Source organism: Maribacter litoralis, from assembly GCF_902506355.1.
Taxonomy (GTDB): Bacteria; Bacteroidota; Bacteroidia; order Flavobacteriales; family Flavobacteriaceae; genus Maribacter; species Maribacter litoralis.
Genome location: NZ_LR733271.1, coordinates 464085 through 487168 on the forward strand (window position 1 = coordinate 464085; position 23084 = coordinate 487168).

19 protein-coding genes are annotated in these 23084 nt (G+C 36.3%); 10 read left to right on the forward strand and 9 right to left on the reverse strand.

All coding sequences use genetic code 11. The features are described 5' to 3' along the window. Window position 1 precedes the first annotated feature (1 nt). From EXIGUO8A_RS01865 to EXIGUO8A_RS01875, 3 genes are read left to right on the forward strand one after another with little or no spacing between them, the layout of a single operon-like run. The gene (locus EXIGUO8A_RS01865) at window positions 2–1222 is read left to right on the forward strand and encodes a DUF4350 domain-containing protein (protein WP_159301726.1); all 1221 of its coding nucleotides are present in this window, start codon (window positions 2–4) and stop codon (window positions 1220–1222) included. Then, window positions 1212–2210 (forward strand): AAA family ATPase, encoded by a 999-nt coding sequence (locus EXIGUO8A_RS01870; RefSeq protein WP_159301727.1) that lies wholly within the window; start codon window positions 1212–1214, stop codon window positions 2208–2210. Before EXIGUO8A_RS01865 ends, EXIGUO8A_RS01870 begins: the two co-directional genes overlap by 11 nt. Window positions 2211–2216: 6 nt before the next feature. Then, entirely contained in the window at window positions 2217–3551 is a 1335-nt protein-coding gene (locus EXIGUO8A_RS01875) for a DUF58 domain-containing protein (RefSeq protein WP_159301728.1), read from the forward strand. Between the two features lies 1 nt (window position 3552). Here the strand turns inward: EXIGUO8A_RS01875 and EXIGUO8A_RS01880 are convergent, their stop codons facing one another. Further along, window positions 3553–4020, reverse strand: a complete 468-nt coding sequence (locus EXIGUO8A_RS01880; RefSeq protein ID WP_159301729.1) for a hypothetical protein — start codon at window positions 4018–4020, stop codon at window positions 3553–3555. Between the two features lie 190 nt (window positions 4021–4210). Here EXIGUO8A_RS01880 and EXIGUO8A_RS01885 point away from each other — a divergent pair, with 190 nt between their 5' ends. The 4 genes from EXIGUO8A_RS01885 (at window position 4211) to EXIGUO8A_RS01900 (ending at window position 7851) form a co-directional block, all read left to right on the forward strand. Next, window positions 4211–4921, forward strand: coding sequence for a pirin family protein (locus EXIGUO8A_RS01885; protein WP_159301730.1), 711 nt, complete (start codon window positions 4211–4213; stop codon window positions 4919–4921). Window positions 4922–5144: 223 nt separating this feature from the next. Then, window positions 5145–6518 carry a sensor histidine kinase gene (locus EXIGUO8A_RS01890; RefSeq protein ID WP_159301731.1) on the forward strand — a complete coding sequence of 458 codons (1374 nt, stop codon included), beginning with the start codon at window positions 5145–5147 and terminating at the stop codon, window positions 6516–6518. 9 nt (window positions 6519–6527) lie between these two features. Further along, window positions 6528–7622 carry a Gfo/Idh/MocA family protein gene (locus EXIGUO8A_RS01895; RefSeq protein ID WP_159301732.1) on the forward strand — a complete coding sequence of 365 codons (1095 nt, stop codon included), beginning with the start codon at window positions 6528–6530 and terminating at the stop codon, window positions 7620–7622. Window positions 7623–7629: 7 nt separating this feature from the next. Then, a complete protein-coding gene (locus EXIGUO8A_RS01900; protein ID WP_159301733.1) occupies window positions 7630–7851 on the forward strand; it encodes a putative signal transducing protein in 222 nt (73 codons plus the stop codon). Between the two features lie 52 nt (window positions 7852–7903). Here the strand turns inward: EXIGUO8A_RS01900 and EXIGUO8A_RS01905 are convergent, their stop codons facing one another. Continuing rightward, window positions 7904–8839, reverse strand: coding sequence for a 3-keto-disaccharide hydrolase (locus EXIGUO8A_RS01905; RefSeq protein ID WP_159301734.1), 936 nt, complete (start codon window positions 8837–8839; stop codon window positions 7904–7906). A 196-nt stretch (window positions 8840–9035) separates the two neighbouring features. Here EXIGUO8A_RS01905 and EXIGUO8A_RS01910 point away from each other — a divergent pair, with 196 nt between their 5' ends. After that, a complete protein-coding gene (locus EXIGUO8A_RS01910) occupies window positions 9036–12467 on the forward strand; it encodes a HEAT repeat domain-containing protein (RefSeq protein WP_159301735.1) in 3432 nt (1143 codons plus the stop codon). A gap of 1 nt (window position 12468) precedes the next feature. On the opposite strand, the gene EXIGUO8A_RS01915 is transcribed toward EXIGUO8A_RS01910, so the two are convergent. Both EXIGUO8A_RS01915 and mnmA read right to left on the reverse strand, forming a co-directional pair. Continuing rightward, window positions 12469–13410: an NAD(P)H-dependent flavin oxidoreductase gene (locus tag EXIGUO8A_RS01915; protein WP_159301736.1), complete on the reverse strand. Its 942-nt coding sequence runs from the start codon at window positions 13408–13410 to the stop codon at window positions 12469–12471. A gap of 157 nt (window positions 13411–13567) precedes the next feature. Further along, the gene (gene mnmA, locus EXIGUO8A_RS01920) at window positions 13568–14758 is read right to left on the reverse strand and encodes a tRNA 2-thiouridine(34) synthase MnmA (RefSeq protein ID WP_159301737.1); all 1191 of its coding nucleotides are present in this window, start codon (window positions 14756–14758) and stop codon (window positions 13568–13570) included. Window positions 14759–15048: 290 nt separating this feature from the next. Here mnmA and EXIGUO8A_RS01925 point away from each other — a divergent pair, with 290 nt between their 5' ends. After that, entirely contained in the window at window positions 15049–17076 is a 2028-nt protein-coding gene (locus tag EXIGUO8A_RS01925; protein ID WP_159301738.1) for a fasciclin domain-containing protein, read from the forward strand. A 245-nt stretch (window positions 17077–17321) separates the two neighbouring features. On the opposite strand, the gene yidC is transcribed toward EXIGUO8A_RS01925, so the two are convergent. The 3 genes from yidC to EXIGUO8A_RS01940 form a co-directional block, all read right to left on the reverse strand. Further along, complete coding sequence (gene yidC / locus EXIGUO8A_RS01930) at window positions 17322–19175, reverse strand: membrane protein insertase YidC (RefSeq protein WP_159301739.1); 1854 nt, start codon at window positions 19173–19175, stop codon at window positions 17322–17324. 90 nt (window positions 19176–19265) lie between these two features. Continuing rightward, complete coding sequence (locus EXIGUO8A_RS01935) at window positions 19266–20882, reverse strand: CTP synthase (RefSeq protein WP_116769862.1); 1617 nt, start codon at window positions 20880–20882, stop codon at window positions 19266–19268. Window positions 20883–20932: 50 nt separating this feature from the next. Continuing rightward, the gene (locus EXIGUO8A_RS01940) at window positions 20933–21175 is read right to left on the reverse strand and encodes a DUF3820 family protein (RefSeq protein WP_116769863.1); all 243 of its coding nucleotides are present in this window, start codon (window positions 21173–21175) and stop codon (window positions 20933–20935) included. 51 nt (window positions 21176–21226) lie between these two features. Between EXIGUO8A_RS01940 and EXIGUO8A_RS01945 the strand changes: the two genes are divergently transcribed. Further along, complete coding sequence (locus EXIGUO8A_RS01945) at window positions 21227–22096, forward strand: hydroxypyruvate isomerase family protein (RefSeq protein ID WP_159301740.1); 870 nt, start codon at window positions 21227–21229, stop codon at window positions 22094–22096. Between the two features lie 62 nt (window positions 22097–22158). On the opposite strand, the gene EXIGUO8A_RS01950 is transcribed toward EXIGUO8A_RS01945, so the two are convergent. Continuing rightward, complete coding sequence (locus EXIGUO8A_RS01950; protein ID WP_236564413.1) at window positions 22159–22692, reverse strand: DUF922 domain-containing protein; 534 nt, start codon at window positions 22690–22692, stop codon at window positions 22159–22161. Next, on the reverse strand, window positions 22680–23084 hold the full coding sequence (locus EXIGUO8A_RS01955; protein WP_116769865.1) for an OsmC family protein: 405 nt from the start codon (window positions 23082–23084) through the stop codon (window positions 22680–22682). The genes EXIGUO8A_RS01950 and EXIGUO8A_RS01955 overlap by 13 nt, the downstream gene beginning before the upstream one ends.

The following is a 23084-nucleotide window of genomic DNA, read 5'->3' on the forward strand; positions in this document are numbered from 1 at the left end:
CTTGGGAAAGCGTTCTAAAATAATACTCGGACTTTTGATTGCGGTACTTATTGGTATCATCGTAACAGAAATAGTACGTCCAAGACCCATTAATTGGAGTCCATCTTACACGATGACAGCAAAAATTCCATTTGGGTGTTACGTACTTTTCAACGAGCTGACCGCTATTTTTCCTAGTAGCGAAATAGAAACGACAGACCGAAGTATTTACGATGTGCTAGTTGAAAGGGATTCTTCAAAAGCCACAAATTATATTTTAATCAATGATTTCATTTATTTAGATGAACAGGAAACAAATCAAATTTTAAATTTTGTAAGTGAAGGTAATCAGGTATTCATAGCCACTAGCAACCTTACCGGAAAGCTCGCAGATACTTTAAATATTACCATAGACCAGCAATATGATATAAAAGAAGATTCCATTAAGGTTTCATTTACCAATAAAAAATTTAAGCACCCAGAATTCTATTTTGAAAGAGGGGTCAACCCTGCATATTTGACCAGTATCGATACTTTGAATACAGAGGTATTAGGTCATATACATGTTAAAAGCTCTACCTTATTAAATAATAAACCACAGGAAATAAAAGTAAGACCTAACTTTATTAAAACCACTTTTGGTAAAGGGAATTTTATCATCAACTCTTTGCCCGTAGCATACACAAACTATTATTTATTGAGTGACAATATAGATTACAGTAGTCAAAGTTTCTCGTATTTACAGGACAGAGCACTAATATGGGACGATTATAAAAAATCTGGGCGAAAAGTAATTACATCACCAATGCGATTCGTATTAAATCAGCCTGCATTAAAATGGTGTTATTACCTTACCATAACCGGTTTATTACTCTTTGTTATTTTTAAGGCCAAAAGAGAACAACGCATTATACCGGTAATTAAACCATTAGAAAATTCTTCGGTTGAATTTGCCAAAACCGTGGGTTCTTTATATCATCAAAAAAAGGATTACACTAATCTTAACCATAAAAAAATCACTTATTTTCTTACGCATATTAGAAACCGATTCTACGTTAACACTACTGTGCTAGATGAAAAATTCATAGCCCAAGTAAGTGCTAAAGCAGGTAAATCTATAGAGGAAACCAAAGACCTTTTTGAATTGATTTTAAGTCTCAAAAATAAACCTTTACATTCTGAGCAAGATGCTATAATCCTTGCCAAGAAAATAAACACATTTAAACAATCTTATGGAAGATAATACACAAGACGAACAACAGGTAGCATTCAATTCTAGGATTGATCTTACCCAACTTCAAGATTCCGTAGCCAAGGTCAAAACCGAATTGGGCAAAGTCATTATAGGTCAGCAAGAAATGATCGAACTTTTGATCGTTTCCATTTTAGCCAATGGCCACTCGCTTATTGAAGGGGTCCCGGGTGTTGCCAAAACCGTTACTGCAAAACTATTGGCAAAAACCATGAACGTAGATTTTAGCAGAATACAGTTTACCCCTGATCTAATGCCGAGCGATATTCTTGGAACATCTATTTTCAATGTAAAAACATCTGAATTTGAATTCAAAAAAGGACCTATTTTTTCCAATATCATTTTGATAGATGAAATTAATAGAGCTCCAGCAAAAACACAGGCAGCTCTTTTTGAAGCTATGGCAGAACGTCAAATTACCATTGATGGCAATGCATTTGACATGCAACCGCCATTTTTGGTTTTTGCCACACAAAACCCCGTTGAACAAGAAGGCACATATAGACTGCCCGAAGCTCAATTAGATCGTTTTCTGTTTAAAATAAAGGTTCACTACCCTACTTTGGAAGAAGAAGTACAGATACTAGAAAACAAACATCAGCAAAAAAATAACAATGTTGAATCGCTCATAGACACTATTCTTTCGGCAGAACAAATTGCTTCTTACCAACAGGTCATTAAGGATATTGTTGTTGAAGATAATTTAATAAAATACATCGCCGCCATCGTCAACAATACCAGAACAAATGCCAATCTTTACCTAGGGGCATCACCTAGAGCCTCTATTGCCATTCTAGATGCGTCTAAAGCCGTAGCCGCTATCAATGGAAGGGATTTTATTACCCCAGATGATATCAAAAAGGTTGTAGCACCAATATTATGCCATAGAATTATTCTGACCCCAGAACGTGAAATGGAAGGCTATACGGCAGAGAAAATGATTAAAGATTTGATTCAAACTATAGAAATTCCAAGATAGACTTCCGTGAAAAAGGTTTTTAAAAATATATTTATACAAAAAAGATTTTTTCTGGCTTTATCGGGAATCGTCTTGTGTTTTCTAGTATCCTATATTTTTGAAAATATCGCATATATTCCTAAACTACTTTTTTATCTCTTTTTAGCCCTTTTAATTGTAGATGTAATTTTACTTTTTTTATCCAAAGGACAGATTATTGCGAAAAGAATTGTTACCGACAAACTTTCTAATGGTGATGAAAATGCCATTAAAATAGAAGTTACCAATCAGTATTTATTTCCTAGTCAAATAAATATCATAGATGAACTTCCTTTTCAGTTTCAAAAGAGAGATTTCAACTTTAAGAGCTTATTAAAACCTGGAGAACAAAAATTATACACCTATACTGTAAGACCTGTAGAAAGAGGCGTTTATAGTTTTGGAAATTTAAATGTATTCGCCATATCGCCAATTGGTCTATTGTCCAAAAAATATACTTTTGATGAGGGTAAGGAAGTTCCGGTTTACCCCTCTTTTTTACAACTTCGTAAATACGATCTTTTAGCATTTAGTAACCGCTTACTGGAATTCGGTATAAAAAAAATTCGGCGTATTGGTCATACGATGGAGTTTGAACAGATCAAAGACTATATACAAGGTGATGATATTAGAAACATAAATTGGAAGGCGACCGCAAAAAGAGGTCAGTTAATGGTCAATCAATTTCAAGATGAAAAATCGCAACCTATTTATTCCGTAATAGATAAAGGCAGGGTTATGAAAATGCCTTTTAACTCACTTAGTCTGCTAGATTATGCCATAAATGCCACTCTAGTCATTAGCAGCATAGCTCTGAAAAAAAATGATAAGGCGGGTTTATTCTCTTTTAGCAATAAAATAGAAAATAGGGTTGTCGCTGAACGTAGAAGCTCCCAAATGAATCTCATATTGGAGACACTCTACAACCTTAAAACAAATTTTGTTGAGAGTGATTTTAGTAGATTGTACATAGACGTAAAAAGGAACCTACCTCAAAGAAGTCTTTTGTTGTTATATACCAATTTCGAAACTTTAGACGCTCTTCATCGTCAACTCCCATATTTGCAAGCTATAGCCAAACATCATTTATTGGTTGTAATATTCTTTGAGAACTCAGAACTGGTATCTTATGCAAAGGATAAACCTAACAATACATTAGAAGTTTTTGAACAGGCAATTGCAGAAAAATTTATTTATGAAAAACAATTGGTGGTCAACGAACTTAAAAAGTATGGCATACAGACCATACTGACCAAGCCAGAAGATTTAACCATCAATACTATAAACAAGTATTTAGAGATAAAGGCAAAAGGTCTTATATAGTCTATTCAAGAAGATATGCGGCCTGTAACTCAGAGGTGATATCGCCCGTACCGTTTTTTACAAATTTGGGTAACTGAACTTTATGTGCATCAAGTTGGGTTACCAAACAGCCACAACTTTTACCTCTTTTATAACTGCCTCGACGATTACCTCCATTATTTGTAAAAACTTCTAAAGCCAAAGCTGAAATTACCCCACCTAAAGTTGTAAAAACTACATCTCTTGTTTCCCATTCGGCACCTCTGGAAGAATCATAAATAGCCTCCTTTGCAATACCCGCAGCAAAAGCACTTCCAACAGCGCCAGCCCAAGTCCATCCTCTTTGTCCATTTGATAATTTATTTGCTGCATAACCACCAATACTTCCAATTACAATGCCTGCACCCAAATGCTTGGCAGCATCTGCACTTGTTTGGGCATTGGAGTAACAAAAAGAAAGTAGCAGAAAAGTGCAAATAAATGTTTTCATCTAACTGAGGGATTTTTTGTGAATAACGTACATTGTACAATTAAATTATAATAATACATGTATTGAGGTAAAAAATTCTTTGAACAGTTTAAAATTTGAGTTGTATTAAACCCAACCTAGATTTTATGACCATATTTATGTAAATATTCAAGTAAATTTTCGACTATATCATTACCTAAATTCTAAATCAATGAAAACGATATATCACAAATCCGACACTAGAGGACACACCGATTTTGGTTGGTTAAATTCTTACCATAGCTTTAGTTTTGGTAATTATTATGATGCCCAACGAATTAATTTTGGAACTTTAAGGGTACTAAATGATGATACCGTAGCTAAAGGTCGTGGTTTTGGAACCCACCCCCATAAAAATATGGAAATCATTTCCATTCCTTTAGAAGGTGACCTTAAACATATGGATGATATGGGGAACTCTACGGTAATAAAAGCTGGAGACATACAGGTTATGAGTGCCGGCACAGGTATTTCTCATAGCGAATACAATAAAAGCCAAGAAAACGAGGTAAAATTTCTGCAAATTTGGGTTATACCCAATGAACAGAACGTGACTCCACACTATGATCAAATTTCAATTGCAGATGTTAAAACTAAAAACAGCCTGTATCAAATTTTATCTCCTAACCAAGATGATTCCGGTGTATGGATTCACCAAAATGCATGGTTTCACCTTGCAAATTATGATAATGGCATAACAGACTCATATACTTTAAAAAATGAAAGAAACGGAGTATACGTTTTTGTTCTTAATGGAGAAGTAGAAGTAGCTGGGCAGAAATTAAATTCACGAGACGGCTTAGGGCTTTGGGAAACAAAAGAAGTTTCATTCAAAGCAAATAGCAAAGTGGATATATTAGTCATGGAAATACCAATGACTTAGTTATAAGACAAAATTCATTACCATATTAATCGACATAGTTCTGTTATTTATTAAACTACTTGTTTATATTTAAATGGAATTTAGTTCGTTTGACCTTATCCTTTTGAAAGTGCTTTACGAGTTGATTGCTAACTAAATATGCAGATAAATTATTTTCACTTGTAGGTTATTTTACATTTAGACCTCCAATTACTTATTTAAAAATCCCAATACCTTTTTACAATTGAATACGACCTCAAAAAAACAGAATATTAAAAATAGGAACCTTACAGACGAATTTGGTTTGATCACCATTATATCTTCTATTTTTACTTTTGTCGTTTTCATTTATACTTTACTATTTTATTCATATATAGAGCAATTACTCGCCTTCATTGTTGCCGTAGTATTTGGTATAGGTTTTATTTTAAACCGATTAAAGTATAGACAGGCAACTAGAATATATATGACCCTATTGCCACCGTTAATTTTTATGTCGCTCATTTTTTTAATTGGTGGGTTTTTCGGGCAAGCAGTTGCTTTTGCTACTATGGGGTTTCTGGCATTTATAGGCTATCGAAAAAATCCTAGGTTAAGAAATATTATCATCACTTTTGATATACTGGCGTTTATTCTCCCTACTATTTACATTACTAAATATGGTCCGATTTTGGGCACTATTGATGTCCCTTTCGATGAAGTTTTTGCATTTTTAGCCTGTTTAGGCTGGCTTTCACTAACCTTTAGAATGTATGATCAAAATAAAACAAGGGCTTACACTTCCGATTTGGAAAATCATATCGAAGCCTTAAAAGAAAGTGAGTTAAACCTTCAAAAAGCGCAAGACGATTTAAAGAGTCAGAACAAAAAACTTGAGGTTCTGAACAATGAATTAAAACTTAAGAACACCCATATTGAAGAGTTTACGTTTATAGTTACCCATGATTTACGCGGTCCTTTAAACAATATAAACCTTATTGCAAATGAATTGGAACAACAGCATGCGGTTTCAAATTATTCAAATTTTAGTAGTTACCTTAAACATTTACAAGGCAGTTCCACAAGGCTTACCAATTTAGTTGAAGGGCTATTGAAGTACGCAGAAATAGGTAACTCCAGTGGTATGGAACCCGTGAATATTACTGAAATTTTACAGTTGGTACTAGATGATTTATCTGAAAAAATTAAAGAAACCAGTGCTACCATTAATTATGGAGATTTACCTACCCTAATTGCAAGACCAAGTGATTTAAGAATGCTGTTCCAGAATTTGGTTCATAATGCTCTAAAATTTAAAACCTCAACTAATAATCCCGTTATTACGATAACATCAGAGAAAAGAAAAAATGAATATCTTTTTAGTGTTGCCGATAACGGAATTGGAATTCCTGCGGAGCAATTAGAAAAAGTTTTTAATGCCTTTCATAAATTACACAATCAATCTAAATTCGAAGGTTCTGGAATTGGACTCTACGGCAGTAAAAAAATTGTAGATCATCATTTAGGCAAAATTTGGGTCACTTCTGAAGAGAATAAGGGTAGTACGTTCTATTTCACCATTAGCACCAATTTATTAGAGCAAAATACAACAGACAAACAACTTGCCAACCCAACTTAATAATTATTCATGAAGAAGATAATTGCACTCTTATCGCTGCTTTTTATAAGCACTCTTAACGCACAAGACCCACCTTTGAGATTAGTTGTAGCTGGGTTGACGCATGGTCACGTTGGTTGGATATTAAGCAGGGAATCTAATACGGATATTAACATGGTTGGTATTGTTGAACCTAACCAAAAACTGGCAAAAAAACTTTCAGATGAATTTGGCTTCTCCATGGATATCGTTTTTAATTCTATGGATGAAATGTTACAAAATATTTCTCCGGATGCAGTGGCCGCCTTTGGCAATATTAAAGACCATTTACAAGTAGTACAAGCCTGTGCCCCAAAAGGAATTCATGTAATGGTAGAAAAACCCTTAGCAACCACTTATGATGAAGCCCAGCAAATTAAAGCACTAGCGGATAAACACAATATACATGTGTTGACCAATTACGAAACTTCTTGGTACGAAACCAACGTAAAAGCGATCAGTATGTACCGGCAAGGAGATATAGGTGAATTAAGAAAAGTAATTATTAGGGATGGTCACAAAGGACCTAAAAAAATTGGGGTATCCAATGAATTCTTTGAATGGTTGACCGACCCACAGTTAAATGGTGGTGGAGCAATTACAGATTTCGGTTGCTATGGCGCCAACCTTATGACCTGGATCACGAAAGGCAAAAAACCTAATACAGTTACTGCGGTAACACAACAATTACAAAAAGAAAACAATCCAAAAGTTGATGATGATGCCACTATTATTCTTACTTATGATAATGAAATGGCAATTCTAGAGCCCTCATGGAACTGGCCAATAGGTAGAAAAGACATGGAGCTCTATGGCACTAAAGGCGCTATATACTCCGATAACCCTACTCAGTTGAGACTTCGGTTGTCAAAAGGGTATAGCGACTATACCGAAGAAACATTTCTATTAGGTGAGCGCAAAGAACCTTATAATGACCCGTTTGCAGTTTTTGCCGCAGTCATTAATGGCAGCCTTAAATTAGAGCCATACAATGCTTACTCGCTTGAGAATAATATGATAACAATGTTAATTCTTCAATCTGCCATAAACAGTGCAAAAAACGGAAAAACAATACAATTAAATTAAACTAATAATGAACTCAAATTATACAAAAGTATTCGGTGGTAATAAAATAGAAGCTCAAAGAATAGAGCTCGCTTTAAAAGATAATAACATTGAACCTATTCTTAAAGATGAAACAGCATCTGCAAGACTGGCAGGTTTCGGTTCTCCTTTACCTGAATTAATTGAAATATATGTCCATAAAGATGAAGAGAACAAAGCTTTAAGCATTATTGCTCAACACAATAATTAAAATTAAAAGCCTCCTTATCAGGAGGCTTTTTTAATTGATATGTTTTCAAAATCTACCCTTTGCTCAAAGGTGTAATCTCTAGTTTTCTAAACTCTACCGGCCCGTGGTCTCCTTGTATCATTATTGGTCCTGCTTCAGCCTCATTATTATCCAAGGCTCCGCCGGTCATTGCTTCTATGTTTTGATTAGAAATAATAGTTTTACCGTTGGCAACAATAGTAACCCTTCTTCCAATCAATGTAATGTCATACGTTTGCCACTCCCCTGCTTGCTTGGCAGCGTTTTCATTTGGTGTCAACAATCCGTAGATACCTCCAAAATAAATCGAAGATGGTTCTAAACCTATATTATCAGCTATTTGTACCTCGTAACGACCTCTTAAATACAGACCGCTATTACTACCTTTGGGATATCTAAATTCTGCATGTAATTTAAAATCTTTGAACTTCTCTTCTGAAACTAAATTAACACCAGACTTAGAGCTTGTTAATATACCATCTATTACCGCCCATTGATTACCTGGTTTAATTATCCAACCCTTTAGGTTTTTACCATTGAATAATTTAACCGTCTTACCTTCTTTTGCCTTTTCATAATAAGGTAATTTTGGTGACTTTGTCGCTGTCCAATTATAGGTTTTACCATCCACATAAATCATGGTGCCCTCCAATCCTTCACCAACTATTTTTCCTTCAAACTCCATATCAGAAGCACCTGGCTCCCATTGCGGTGGTATTTCAAAAGAAAATAAATCTCCATGTTTTTCAATCTCCGCAACTGGTCTAGCACTACCGAATGCATACGTAAATCTACCTATTAAGGTATTGGTACCCGAGTGGCGAATTTCTAACCAAGAGGGTAATTTTTCGCCTTCCTGATCTATGGTCAAATTCCATTTACCTTCTAATGGGTGACCTTCTTGCGCCTGTAATAAAGTTAAATTAAAAGCCATCAAAAAGATGAAGGCAGCTGTTTTAATTGTATTCATATAAATATTGGTTTGATAAGTAATCAAATATAAAGTAACTTTTAAACTCCCTTTCTTAACATTCAATTAAATTATGCCCAAATGCCAAATTGATAAATCTATACCATATATGGTTAATAATTTAACTAGAATTCAATTTCTTTCTTGATTATCTACATTATTCGCTACTTTTAAAATATTATTCAACCAAACAACAATGACAATTTTTAAAAAATTCCTTTTTGGGATAGCTTCCCTATTATTTTTCTGTGCATCATGTGTAAACAAAAAACCTATTGAAATACCACTGACCATTGAGCAGGATAGTACTGACCTCATTGAAATGGCAAAACTTGCCCGAAAAACAATTACCGCTAAAGTAGCAGACGGACTAGAACTTAGTTTATGGGCTTCAGATTCTTTGGCACCAGATCCTATTGCCATGGATATTGATGATGAAGGCAATGTATATATAACGCGTTCCAACAGAAATAAAAACTCTGAATTTGATATTCGCGGACATAGGGATTGGATGACGGAATCCATTGCTCTAGAATCAGTTGAAGACAGAAGGGCCTTTCTACACAAAACCTTTGCTCCTGAACTTAGTAAGGAAAATGAGTGGTTTCCTGATCTAAACAACGATAGCATTCATGATTGGCGTGATCTTGCCGTAGAAAAAGATGAAATTTGGATGTTACAAGATACAGATAACGATGGCATCGCCGATATTTCAACACAAATCATGAATGATTTTAATGATGAAATTAACGATCAAGCAGGTGCTCTTTTAGTCCGTGACGAAGATGTTTTTGTTGGTATCGGTCCTGGTATGTACCGATTGACGGACACTAACGGAGATAAAATTTTGGATGAGAAAACAAGCATTGCCGATGGTTTTGCCGTTCATATCGGTTTTAGCGGTCACGGCATGTCTGGCGCCATTGAAGGTCCCGATGGTAAAATATATTGGGGTATTGGTGATATTGGCGCAAATATTACCACTGTCGATGGTGAAAACCACAAATATCCGAACGAAGGTATTATCGTAAGAAGTAATCCAGATGGTACCGATTTTGAAGTTTTTGCCCACGGGTTGCGTAATACCCATGAATTTGTTTTTGATGCTTACGGAAATATTATTTCATCGGATAATGACGGAGACCACAAAGGAGAAAGTGAACGCTTGGTTCATATTGTAGAAGGATCTGATGCCGGATGGCGAGCAAACTGGCAATATGGAAAGTATACCGATCCAAAAAACAATGGTTATAATGTATGGATGGATGAAAAACTTTTTACTCCTCGTTGGGATGGCCAGGCCGCATATATTATGCCACCTATTCAAAATTTTCATAACGGACCAACAGGAATGAGATATAACCCAGGCACGGCATTGGGTAAAAAATGGCAAGATAAATTCTTTTTAGTCGAGTTCGTAGGTGACCCAAGTAGATCTCATATTTGGTCTTTTGATCTAAAACCTAAAGGAGCTTCTTTTGAACTGAATACCGATGAATCAATTTTATCGGGAGTGTTACCTACAGGTATTGATTTTGGACCAGACGGAGCATTATACCTTGCCGATTGGGTAAATGGCTGGGGAAGCAAAGATTACGGTAGAGTTTGGAAATTAGACGTTACCGAAGAAAACAATGATCTAGAACAAGAACGGTTGAAAACCCAACAATTAATGACGCTTGATTATGAAGACCAAAAAACCGATAGTTTGGTATCTTTATTGTCCTACAGCGACATGAGAATTCGCCAAAAAGCTCAATTTGAACTTGCCAATAGAACATTTTGGGGCTATAGAGCGTTAGAAAAAGCCCTTACGGAAGAAGAAAACCAATTTGCCCGCATACATGCAATTTGGGGCATTGGTCAAATCGCGGCTAATGATAAAGATGATGCAGAACCATTGCTTCAACTATTAAACGACGATGACCCCGAAATTATAGCACAAAGTGTGAAAGTGCTGGGTGATTTAAGATACGAGAAAGCAGCAGATACTTTAGTATCATTAACTTCCCATGAAAATGACCGAGTAAAGTTCTTTGCCGCCCAAGCATTAGGAAGATTAAAATATGAAAATGCCGTTGAGCCTTTATTAGCGATGATCGAAGCAAATAACGACCAAGATCTATATTTGAGACATGCCGCTGTTTTAGCGCTTTCAAGAATTGGCAATGCCGAACCGTTACTAGCATTGGCCAATAGTGAAAATAGAAGTTTACGTATAGCTGCAGTTTTAGTGCTCAGAAAACTACAAGAACCAAAAATTTCAATATTCTTATCTGATCAAGATGAATATATTGTAACCGAAACTGCCCGTGCCATTAATGACGACCTTTCAATTGAAGTAGCTTTACCCGCATTGGCAGCAACACTTAACGATGAGAGATTTACTTCTGAACCTTTGTTGCGAAGAGCAATAAATGCAGCATTGCGCGTTGGTGGTGAAGATCAGCTAGAAATGCTAATCAATTTCGCGAAACGAAAAGGTGTTTCAAGTAATTTACGTGGCGAGGCTCTTGCTGCCTTGGGCACATGGAACAACCCATCTCTTTTAGATCGTGTAGATGGCAGATACCGTGGTGAAATTGTTAGGGAAAACAGTCAGTTAGAAGACAAAATTAAAAAAGACATTCCGGCATTTCTTAAAGAACGTCAACCAGAAATTTTAATTGGTATTGCCAAAACCTTAAGTGCCGTAGGTATAACCGATTATAATGATGAATTGTTCTATATTTTTAAATCGAACAAATCGCCAGAGGTGCGCGCAACGGTATTAAATACACTTGGTCAATTGCAATACCATAAAATGGAAGCTGCCATGTCTATTGGTATGCAAGATAGCAATGAAGAAGTAAGAACTGCCGCTGTGGGGCTTTTAGCGCAATTGAACATTCCAAAAGAGAAACTACCCAACATTGTGGAGCCGATTTTTAAGCGCGGCTCAATATCCGAACAACAAAGAATGTTAGATGTTCTAGGCGACCTACCTGACGAAAACAGTAATGCCCTATTGACCAATTTAATTTACAAGGCTAGTAAAGACCAGTTAAAACAAGGTATTTTATTAGATCTTATGGAAGCGGTGAAAGCTACCGAAAATCCGTCATTGATCGCACAATTGGAGAAGCTTAAAAGAGCGGGGTATTCAGCCGATTCTTTTCAAGAGACACTTTACGGTGGTAACTGGTGGGCAGGTAGATCCGTCTTTAATAACAACCCTACCGCGCAATGTGTACGTTGCCATGCAGTAAATGGTTCCGGTGGTGAAGTTGGTCCGGCATTGGATAATATTGGTAATATCTTAAACAGACAACAAATACTAGAAGCCCTTATTGAACCAAGTGTAAGACTTGCTCCTGGTTATGGCACCGTAACCATTACCTTGAAAGACGGACAAGAGGTAAAAGGTGTTCTCATCGAAGAAAACGATAAGGAAATTTTATTGAGAACTTCTGAGGCCGAGCCATTGGAAATACCTTTAATGAGAATTGCCAAAAGAGAAAACTCTATGTCGGCAATGCCAGCAATGGGGCGTATGATATCAAGAAGAGAACTTCGCGACCTCATTCAATATCTTTCCTCTTTAAAGAATAAAAAGCGGATTATTGAAGGAGAAGATAAAGAAGTGTAATCTACAAAGAGGAAAGTTCTGCTTTCCTCTTATTAAATTCACTCATAATATCATTAACAATTTCGCCTGCTGGTTTTATATCATGTATCAAAGCCGATACTTGACCAATTTCTAACTCGCCATCTTCCAAATCACCTAAAAACATACCTTTTTTGGCGCGACCCCTACCTAATAACGCCTTTAATTCTTCGGTAGTCGCTCCTTCAGCGTATGCTTGTTGTACTTTATTGTAAAATGTATTCTTCACCAACCGAACAGGTGCCAGTTCCTTTAATGTTAAATGCGTAGCTCCTTCTTTGGCCTCAACCACTACCTGTTTAAAGTTCATGTGGTTAGATGCTTCATTGCTAGCAACAAATCTGCTACCAACCTGCACGCCGTCTGCACCTAAAACCATTGCTGCCAGCATCGCTTTACCGTTAGCTATGCCACCCGCTGCAATTAAAGGTATTTTAATATGTTCTTTCACCGCAGGAATCAAAACCATGGTTGTGGTTTCATCTCGTCCATTATGCCCGCCCGCTTCAAAGCCTTCTGCTACAATTGCATCTACACCTGCTTCCTGCGCTTTCAATGCAAATTTTAAGCTACTGATTACATGTACAACGGTAATTCCTTTTTCCTTTAAAAAGGATGTCCACGTTTTAGGATTTCCTGCTGATGTAAATACAATTTTCACATCCTCCTCAATAATAATATCCATCAATTTGTCAAGGTCAGGATACAACATAGGAATATTAACCCCAAAAGGCTTAGTAGTAGCTTTTTTACATTTTTGAATATGCTCTCGTAAAACATCAGGATACATGCTACCGGCTCCAATTATACCTAAACCACCAGAATTAGATACAGCACTAGCAAGTCGCCAGCCGCTGGTCCAAATCATTCCTCCTTGAACAATAGGAAATTCTATCTTGAAAAGTTCTGTAATTCTATTTTGCATGTTTTATAGGACTTACCTTGATGAATTTTCAGCAAGGCATTGTAATGAACAGTTGAATTAGATAATAATCTAAGTGTAGTAAACTTAAATCTCGATAATTGAGATTTAAGCTACTTTCTAAAGATACTATTATACCTTTTAAAATGTAAAATGATGGTTAAGAAATTACCCCGGAACCTATTAAATCATCTTCTAAATACCACGCCACAAATTGACCTTCTGTTATTGCGGACTGCATTTCTTCGAAGTCTACATACATTCCACCTTCAACCCTATAAATAGTAGCATCCTGTAATTCTTGACGGTACCTAATACGCGCTTTCACTGTTAGTTTCTCATCAATATTCAATGCCAGATCTTCACGTACCCAATGGATCTCTTCGTCCTTAACAAACAATGTTCTTCTATATAAACCTGGATGAGATTTACCTTGACCCGTATAAATGATATTTTCGTGAACATCGGTATCTATTACAAATAAAGGTTCTTTTGTACCGCCTACATGTAACCCTTTGCGCTGCCCTTTTGTAAAATAATGTGCACCTTGATGCTCACCAACTATTTTACCATCGGATAAATGATACACCGGTTTTTCGGCATAATATGCCAGTTCAGATTTTTTATCATTAAAATTGGGAGTAGCTCTCTCATATACATCAAAGCCAGCAGGCACCTCAACAATTTTACCTGTCTTTGGCTTCAACTGTTGTTGCAAAAATTCGGGCAGTCTTACTTTACCAATAAAACAGAGACCTTGAGAATCTTTTTTATCTGCAGTGATCAAATTCATTTTTGCCGCAATTTCCCTTACCTGCGGTTTAGTCAATTCGCCTATTGGAAATAGAGTTTTAGATAATTGCTCTTGCGAAAGTTGACATAAGAAATAAGATTGGTCTTTATTACCATCTTTTCCTGCCAATAACTGATAGGTTTCAGAACCATCTTCATTTTGCAAAGTACCTTTTCTACAATAATGACCTGTAGCTACATAATCTGCCCCTAATTGCATGGCTATTTTCATAAAGACATCAAATTTGATTTCCCTATTACATAATACATCAGGGTTTGGAGTACGGCCCATCTCATATTCCTTGAACATATAATCAACAATACGTTCTTTATACTCGGCACTTAAATCCACGGTTTGAAACGGTATACCCAATTTCTCCGCTACGATCAAAGCATCATTACTATCCTCTAACCATGGGCACTCTTCAGATATCGTTACCGAATCATCATGCCAATTCTTCATAAACAAGCCAATAACATCATATCCTTGCTCTTTTAACAAGTATGCCGCTACACTTGAATCTACTCCTCCAGAAAGTCCTATTACTACTTTTTTCATCTCTACATCTTGGTCGCAACAAAATTACAAAATTTCATTACAAAGTCAGTTTTTTTCAATTTATGCGTACCCAATATTCATTTAATGAGAATATGTAAAAAGTTTGAAGTCCAACAGATAGAATAGCTATTGAATCTTTTTTTAGTTAAAATTATTTTGTTAAACTTTTTTAAAAATTAATTAAACAAAATTAATATAATGTACTTTTAAATGCACTTAATTAACAATTAGTCAATTAATTTATGTTTTACTTATCTTAAATTTAATTAAACATTCCTAAAAACACAGTTATGAAAAAAATGAATCGCTTACTCAACTTTTTACCGATACTGTTCATTGTATTGATTTCATGGTCATGTAGTGATGACGATGATGGTGATATAATACAGTCAAATGATATTACCATAGTTGAAACTGCTCAAGCCGAAGATGCTTTATCTTCACTTGTATCAGCTTTAACTACTGCAGATAATTCTGAGGGTACAGATTTAATTGGAACACTAAGTTCCGATGGTCCTTTTACCGTTTTCGCTCCCACTAATGATGCATTTACCGCTTTATTGAACCAACTTGATGATTTTGATTCTTTATCTGACTTTGATACCGATGAAGAAAGAGAAATATTGACTACTATTTTAACTTACCATGTTGTTGCAGGTGTTGCTGCAAGTTCTACCGATTTAACCAATGGCATGATGGTTACTACCGTACAAGGCGAAGATTTAACCATTAATATTGATGGAGACGTTTATATCGATGACGCTACGGAAATCGATGCCAAAGTGGTAATTGCCGATGTAGAGGCAAGTAATGGTATAGTACATGTTATTGACAAAGTTTTACTGCCCCAAGCTATCATCGATGCTTTAAACGAAGAAGATGACGAAATGGAAAATGGCACTTTAGTAGATATTGTTGTAGCTACAGAGCCTCTTTCCCTTTTAGAAGCAGCAGTTATAAAAGCCGACCTTGTTGCTACTTTAAGTTCAGACGGTCCATTTACAGTATTCGCTCCTACTGACGATGCTTTCGTTGCTCTACTGGATATATTAGGTGATGAATACAATAGCCTTGATGATTTTGATACAACTGAAGAAATTGATTTGCTGAAAGACATTTTGCTCTATCATGTTATTACAGCAGAGGTAGCTTCTACAGATTTATCAGCTGGACCGGTTACTACTGCCTTAGCGGATAATAGCATAGAGGTTATTACTTCTGGAGATACTTTTGTAATCGGTGATGCTTCTGATATAGATGCGAACATTACCGGAGTAGACATTATGGCTTCTAATGGTATCGCCCATACAATAGACAAGGTATTGTTACCACAAACGGCTATAGATTTTGTAATAAACATGCAATTAAAAACTATAGTCGATACAGCCATTGCCACAGATGACCTAAGCTTGTTGGTAGATGCACTAATTCAAGCAGATGCAGGTTTGGTGGGTACACTGAATGGTGACGGACCTTTTACTGTATTTGCACCAACAAACGCTGCATTCGCAGATTTACTTAACACCTTGGGTGATGATTTCAATAGTCTTGCCGATTTTGATACAGACAAGGAAAAAGCATTGTTGACAAAGGTATTGACATATCATGTTATTGCCGGCACCGCAGCGTTCTCCACTGATTTAAACAATGGGCAAGCCATCGAAACTTTTCAAGGAGAAAATATAACCATAGTTTTATCTGACAATGGTGTTGAAATTATGGACGCCACAGAGATCAACGCCAATGTAGCTTTAGCAGATGTAGAGGCAAGCAACGGTGTAGTTCATGTTATAGACAAAGTAATTTTACCTCAAGAAGTGTTAGATATGCTAGCCGCCATGAACATGAAAACTATAGTTGAAATCGCAGTTGAAACTGATGATTTGAGCCTTTTGGTAGATGCACTTGTACAAGCGGACGCAGGCTTGGTAGAAACCTTGAACGGTGATGGACCATTTACTGTATTCGCCCCGACCAATGCTGCTTTTGCAGCTCTTTTAGATGCTTTAGGCGAAGACTACAATAGTCTTGCTGATTTCGATACAGAAGCAGAGAAAGAACTATTGGTCACCATTCTTACCTACCATGTTGTCGCCAATACCGCTGCCTATGCGGCAGACCTGAGCGACGGACAGTCAATTACTACTTTTCAAGGTGAAAATGTAGGCATCAATATTAAGGAAGACGGTACGGTGCATGTTGAAGATGCCAGCGAAGACAATGCTACCGTGGTTATTGCAGACGTGGATGCAAGCAACGGTGTTGTTCATGTCATCAACAAAGTTCTGTTACCACAAGCTGCTCTTGATGCATTGTAATAAATTAACTTCAAGTTTTAAAAACCTTCCTATAATCCGGAAGGTTTTTTTATGCCTTAAAATTACTAACATCAGCATTGACCCCTTTAACATACAATTAGCCACCCTTGACAACTAACTTTTTATTGAACCTTAAATTAATTACATCTTTATCATCCCAAATCTTACCAAACCAACTCTATTTAATGGCAAAAGCCCTTTCAAAAATGAAAGGGCTTTTCTTATAATATAAAATTCAAAAAGATTTATTTTTTCTTTTGCGCTTCTGCTTGCTCCATCATTTCGCGCATTTTCTTTTGAAACTTGTTCTCTTTCTTTGGTTTCTTCTTATTCTCTTGTATCTGAGCATGAATCTTATCATTATCTATGATCACATTCTTAATCACCAACATGATTCCTATTGTAATTAAGTTAGATACAAAATAATACAAACTCAAACCACTCGCATAGTTGTTGAAGAAAAACAACATCATAAATGGCATTAAGTACATGATAAATTTCATGTTGGGCATACCTGGCTGTGTTGGCATATTTTGACCCGTAGTCATATTCATATAAAAGAATATTGCTATCGATGCCAAAATTGGAAACAAACTTACATGGTCACCATAAAACGGTATAGAGAATCCTTCTGGAAATTGATAGATGGTATCAAAAGAAGAAAGGTCATCTGCCCATAAAAATGATTTCTGTCGCAGAGCGAACGATGTAGGGAAAAACATGAAAAGCGCATAGAAAATTGGCATTTGTATGACCGCAGGTATACAACCGCTCATGGGGCTTACACCAGCTTTACCATACAGCTTCATGGTTTCTTGCTGCTTTTTCATAGCATTATCCTTATACTTCTCACCCAACTCGGTTATTTCAGGTTTTAACACCTTCATTTTCGCTTGCGATAAGTACGATTTATAAGTTACCGGTGACATTGCCAAACGGACTAAAATCGTCATGATAACAATAGCGATACCATAAGGGAAATAAGTACTTAAAAGACCATAAAATGGTGTAAACACATAACGATTGATCCAACCGAAAATACCCCAACCAAAAGGAATGGAATCGTCTAAACCTAAATCTTCATATTTTGAAAGTGTATCAACATCCGTTGGACCAAAATACCAATGTAAATCTTTTGAAATTTCTCCGCCTTCCAATTCAACGGGTAAAGCTGAAGCGTATTCTTTTGTAAAGCCAAAAGTTCTGCTTTCCTCCTCAACTAAGTTAACTGAAGTTAAATCTCCACTTTTAAAAGGCTCATCTGCAGCCAATATACTAGAGAAGAAGTGTTGTCTGTACGAAATCCACTTTACATCTTCTTCAGTTTCTTCATCATCACTTCCTTCAGATAGTTTACTGATTTTACCATCTTCGTGATTATAAGTTAAACGTGTATATCTATTCTCGTACTGAATACTTTTAGAATGACGTATCCCTTTTAATTTCCAATCTAAGGTTACCGGTTTACTTGTACTTATAACATTATCCAATCCTTTAGATTTGATCGTGAAGTCAACCAAATAATCATTTGGCTTCATTACATACCTATACTCCAAGTATTGATTGTTCGATGTTTTTGCTTTCAACGACAAAACCTGATTACCATTATCATTGGTCATAGTAGGTTCAAAATACAGATCAGCAGTATTCAAAACCCTATTATCAGATGTAGAGAAATCCAATCCAAAAGAAGCGTTACCATCTTTCACCAAATATACCGGTACAGAATCATAGGTTACGAATTGTTTCATTTTCGCTTCTACGATCTGTCCGCCCTTATTACTTATTTTCAATAAAAGAACATCGTTCTCTAAGGTGGTGATATCGTTTGATGGTTTTGTAAATCCAAAAGCTCCCAATTTACCTTGGTAATTGGCAACTGCAGTAGAATCCTGTAAATCTAACTGTGACACGTTGTTATCAACTGCCTCTGTTTCTGTATTCTCAGATGCCTTTGCAGCTTCTACTTGCTCTTGTTTTGCCTTTTCAGCAGCCAACTCTTCTGGAGTAGGTCTATTTTGGTAAAACATGAAGATGAGTATTCCAAAAATAAGCACAAAGCCTATGATGGATTGTACATCAAATTTCTTTTCTTCCATGTGGTGTTTCTAATTAATTGGGAATATTTTGAGTTTTTAAGATTGCAAATATATGCCCAAATATGAAGTTTATGCCAATGTGGCATTACTTTATGCCTTTTTATGGTCTAAAGCCGCCTTTACCAAGCCTACAAATAACGGATGCGGGTTAGCAACGGTACTTTTGTATTCTGGGTGATATTGCACGCCAATAAACCACGGGTGATCTTTTAACTCTACAATTTCAACCAAATTAGTCTCCTTGTTGAAACCTGTTGCCAAAAGTCCGGCGCTTTCCAATTGCTCTAAATAGGCATTGTTAAATTCATATCTATGACGGTGACGCTCAGAAATTTGAGAAGCTCCATTATACATTTCTTTAACCAAACTACCATCTTTTAAGTCGCAATCCCAAGCACCTAAACGCATTGTACCTCCTTTATCGGTAATGGTTTTCTGCTCTTCCATAATACTGATTACAGGATCTGGCGTATTTTCGTCCATCTCGGTCGAGTTTGCTTTGTCAAGTTTTAAAACATTGCGTGCATACTCAATTACCGCCATTTGCATACCCAAACAAATCCCCAAAAACGGAATGTTCATTACACGGGCATATTCAACGGCTTTTACTTTACCTTCTATACCACGCTCACCAAAACCTGGCGCTACCAAAATAGCATCCAATCCTTTTAGTTTGTTCTTATAATTATCTGCGGTAATATATTCGGAATGAACAGATTTTACTTTTACTTTGACTTCGTTGGCGGCACCTGCATGAATAAATGCCTCCAATATCGATTTATATGAATCTTGTAATTCTACATATTTTCCTACCAAACCAATGGTAACCTCATCTTTAGGATTTTTATGCCTAGCCAAAAACTCGTTCCAACGACCTAAATCTGGCTCTACGGTATTAGGCAATGCCAATTTTTGTAAGGTTACGGTATCTAAACCTTCTTCTTGCATTAACAAAGGCACATCATAAATGGTAGATGCATCTATACTTTGTATAACCGCTTCACGCTTTACATTACAAAAAAGTGCCAATTTTTCCCTTATATCATTGGAAATTTCGTGCTCTGTTCTACATACCAAAATATCGGCTTTTATACCGCTTTCCATCAATGTTTTTACAGAGTGTTGTGTAGGTTTGGTCTTTAATTCACCTGCAGCTGATAAATAGGGTACCAAAGTTAAATGAATAACAATAGCATTGTTATCTCCAAGTTCCCAAAGAAGTTGACGAACCGCTTCAATGTATGGCAACGATTCAATATCACCTACCGTACCACCAATTTCGGTAATAACAATATCATATTCGCCACTATTGCCCAATACTTGAACACGCTCTTTTATTTCATTTGTTATATGAGGTACTACTTGTACGGTCTTGCCCAAAAATTCTCCTCTACGTTCTTTTTCAATTACGCTTTGGTAAATTCTTCCAGTAGTTACATTGTTTGCCTGTGAAGTACGAACGTTTAAAAAACGCTCATAGTGACCAAGATCTAAATCTGTTTCTGCACCATCATCGGTTACATAACATTCGCCATGCTCGTAAGGGTTTAGGGTTCCTGGATCAACATTAATGTATGGATCCAGTTTTTGAATGGTAGTTTTGTATCCGCGAGATTGCAGTAATTTCGCCAAAGATGCAGCAATAATGCCTTTTCCTAACGAAGAAGTAACGCCTCCCGTAACGAAGATGTATTTGGTTTGTGCCATGTATCGAATTCTATGTTACGGGAGACAAAGTTACAAATTGAGGATAGAACTTAACGGGTTTCCTTAGGAAAATGTTTTTGTATTTTTCGAATTATCGATTCTAAGCTGTTTGTTTTGATTTCTAGCATAGATCGCAACAAATCTCCTAATTTACCATCAGGAAAACCCTTTTGTTGAAACCACACCAAATATGGCTCTGGCAAATCTACTAGATACCTTCCTTTATACTTACCAAATGGCATTCTATAATGCGCTAGTTCTATTAATTTTTCCCTATCAGGATTTATTTCCATTTTTAATTCTAAAAAAATTATCTTTAAAAAAATCAACAACTCAAAAACAACATGAAAAGAAGAAGTTTTATAGGAACCTCAGCAGCTGCATCTGTTGGTTTCTTAACCACCTCTACCGCAGTGGCAAGCAATAAAAAAACTGAAACCACGGCGAAACTTAAGTACAATATAAACCATAGTGTTTGTTATTGGTGCTACGGAAGCATCCCTTTTGAAGATTTTCTTAAAAATTTAGTAGAACTGGACATTAGATCTATAGATTTAGTAGGACCGGATGAGTTTCCACTTTTAAAAAAATATAACATACACGCATCGATGTGCTGGGGCGCAGGAATGGGTATTGAAAAAGGATTCAACGACCTCTCTTTGCACGATGAACTTATTGCAGATTACGAACGTGTAATACCATTGGTAGCAGAAGCAGGATACACCAATCTTATTTGCTTTAGCGGTAATAGAAACGGTATGGATGATCTGGTAGGTTTACGAAATTGTGCTACCGGACTAAAAAAATTAATGCCATTAGCCGAAAAACATGGCGTTGTGCTGCAAATGGAACTATTAAACAGTAAAGTTGACCACAAAGATTATATGTGCGATACTTCTGAATGGGGCGTATCTCTTTGCGAAGCAATTGGATCGGAACATTTTAAACTTCTATACGATATCTACCACATGCAAATAATGGAAGGCGATATCATTAGAAATATTGAAAACTACCATCAATATTACGGACATTATCACACAGGTGGTAACCCAGGCAGACATGAAATTGATGAAACCCAAGAAATTTTCTATCCTGCGGTAATGAAAGCAATTCTAAAAACTGGGTATAAAGGTCATGTTGCTCAGGAATTTGTACCAAGCTGGGAAAATAAAATTGATGCCTTAAAACAAGGAGTAACCATTTGTGATATTTAATTACAACTAGTTACTTACATTAAAAAAGCACCTTGTATTAAGGTGCTTTTTTAATGACTTTTTTATTTTTTAAGTGCCTCCCCTATTTCTTTCACCCACCGTTCTTGAACCGGCAAATTTCTCGAGTAATTGGTTTCGGAATCATACTTATTCTGAAAATCGTTCAATTGCCGAATTGTTGCTTTATACATTTTACGAACTTCTTCCTTAATATTATCGGTAAAAGTAGCATTATCCAATTTTTCCCTGAGTTTACGTGCATAAAGCTCTGTGATATCAAAATGCAATTGCTCATGTAATAAGGTTACATCGTTACTAATATCTGGCTTGTACCAAGATTTTGTTGGGTAAAAATAGGCGTAGACATTGAAATCAACCTTCATTTCACCATGTTCGTAGTAAGTGGAGAAATCATAACTGATACCGCTTGCGGTAGTGGCTGCAGCACCTGAACCAGCAGGCACCTTACCTTTGAAATCATTCCAAGTAAATCTAAAATCTGGAGACCATTCTACTTCTTCTTGACCATGAACAGCTACTATGCCGAACGTAATCAATAACAGGAATAAATGGTATGTATTTCTTAAAGGTCCCAATGGTAGGTGATTACTTTTTCAATATCCGGATGCAGACTATAGTGCACAGGGCAAGTATTTGCCGTGTGCACCAAAATCTTTCTATCCTTTTCTGAAACTTGCTGTGGCAAATGCACCTCAACTTCTATTTTGGCAATTCTTCTAGGAGAGGCAGCCATATGCTTGGTAACGGATGCCGTAGTTCCTTTTAAATCAACGTCCAGACCATTTGCCTTTATACCCATCATTGTCAACATACAACTTGCCAAACCTGTAGCGACCGTATCAGTAGGAGAAAATGCCTGCCCTAATCCGTTGTTATCTACTGGAGCATCGGTAACGAATGAATCGTTAGATTTTAAGTGAACACATTCTGTTCTCAACTCTCCGTTGTACGTTACTTTAGATGTCAT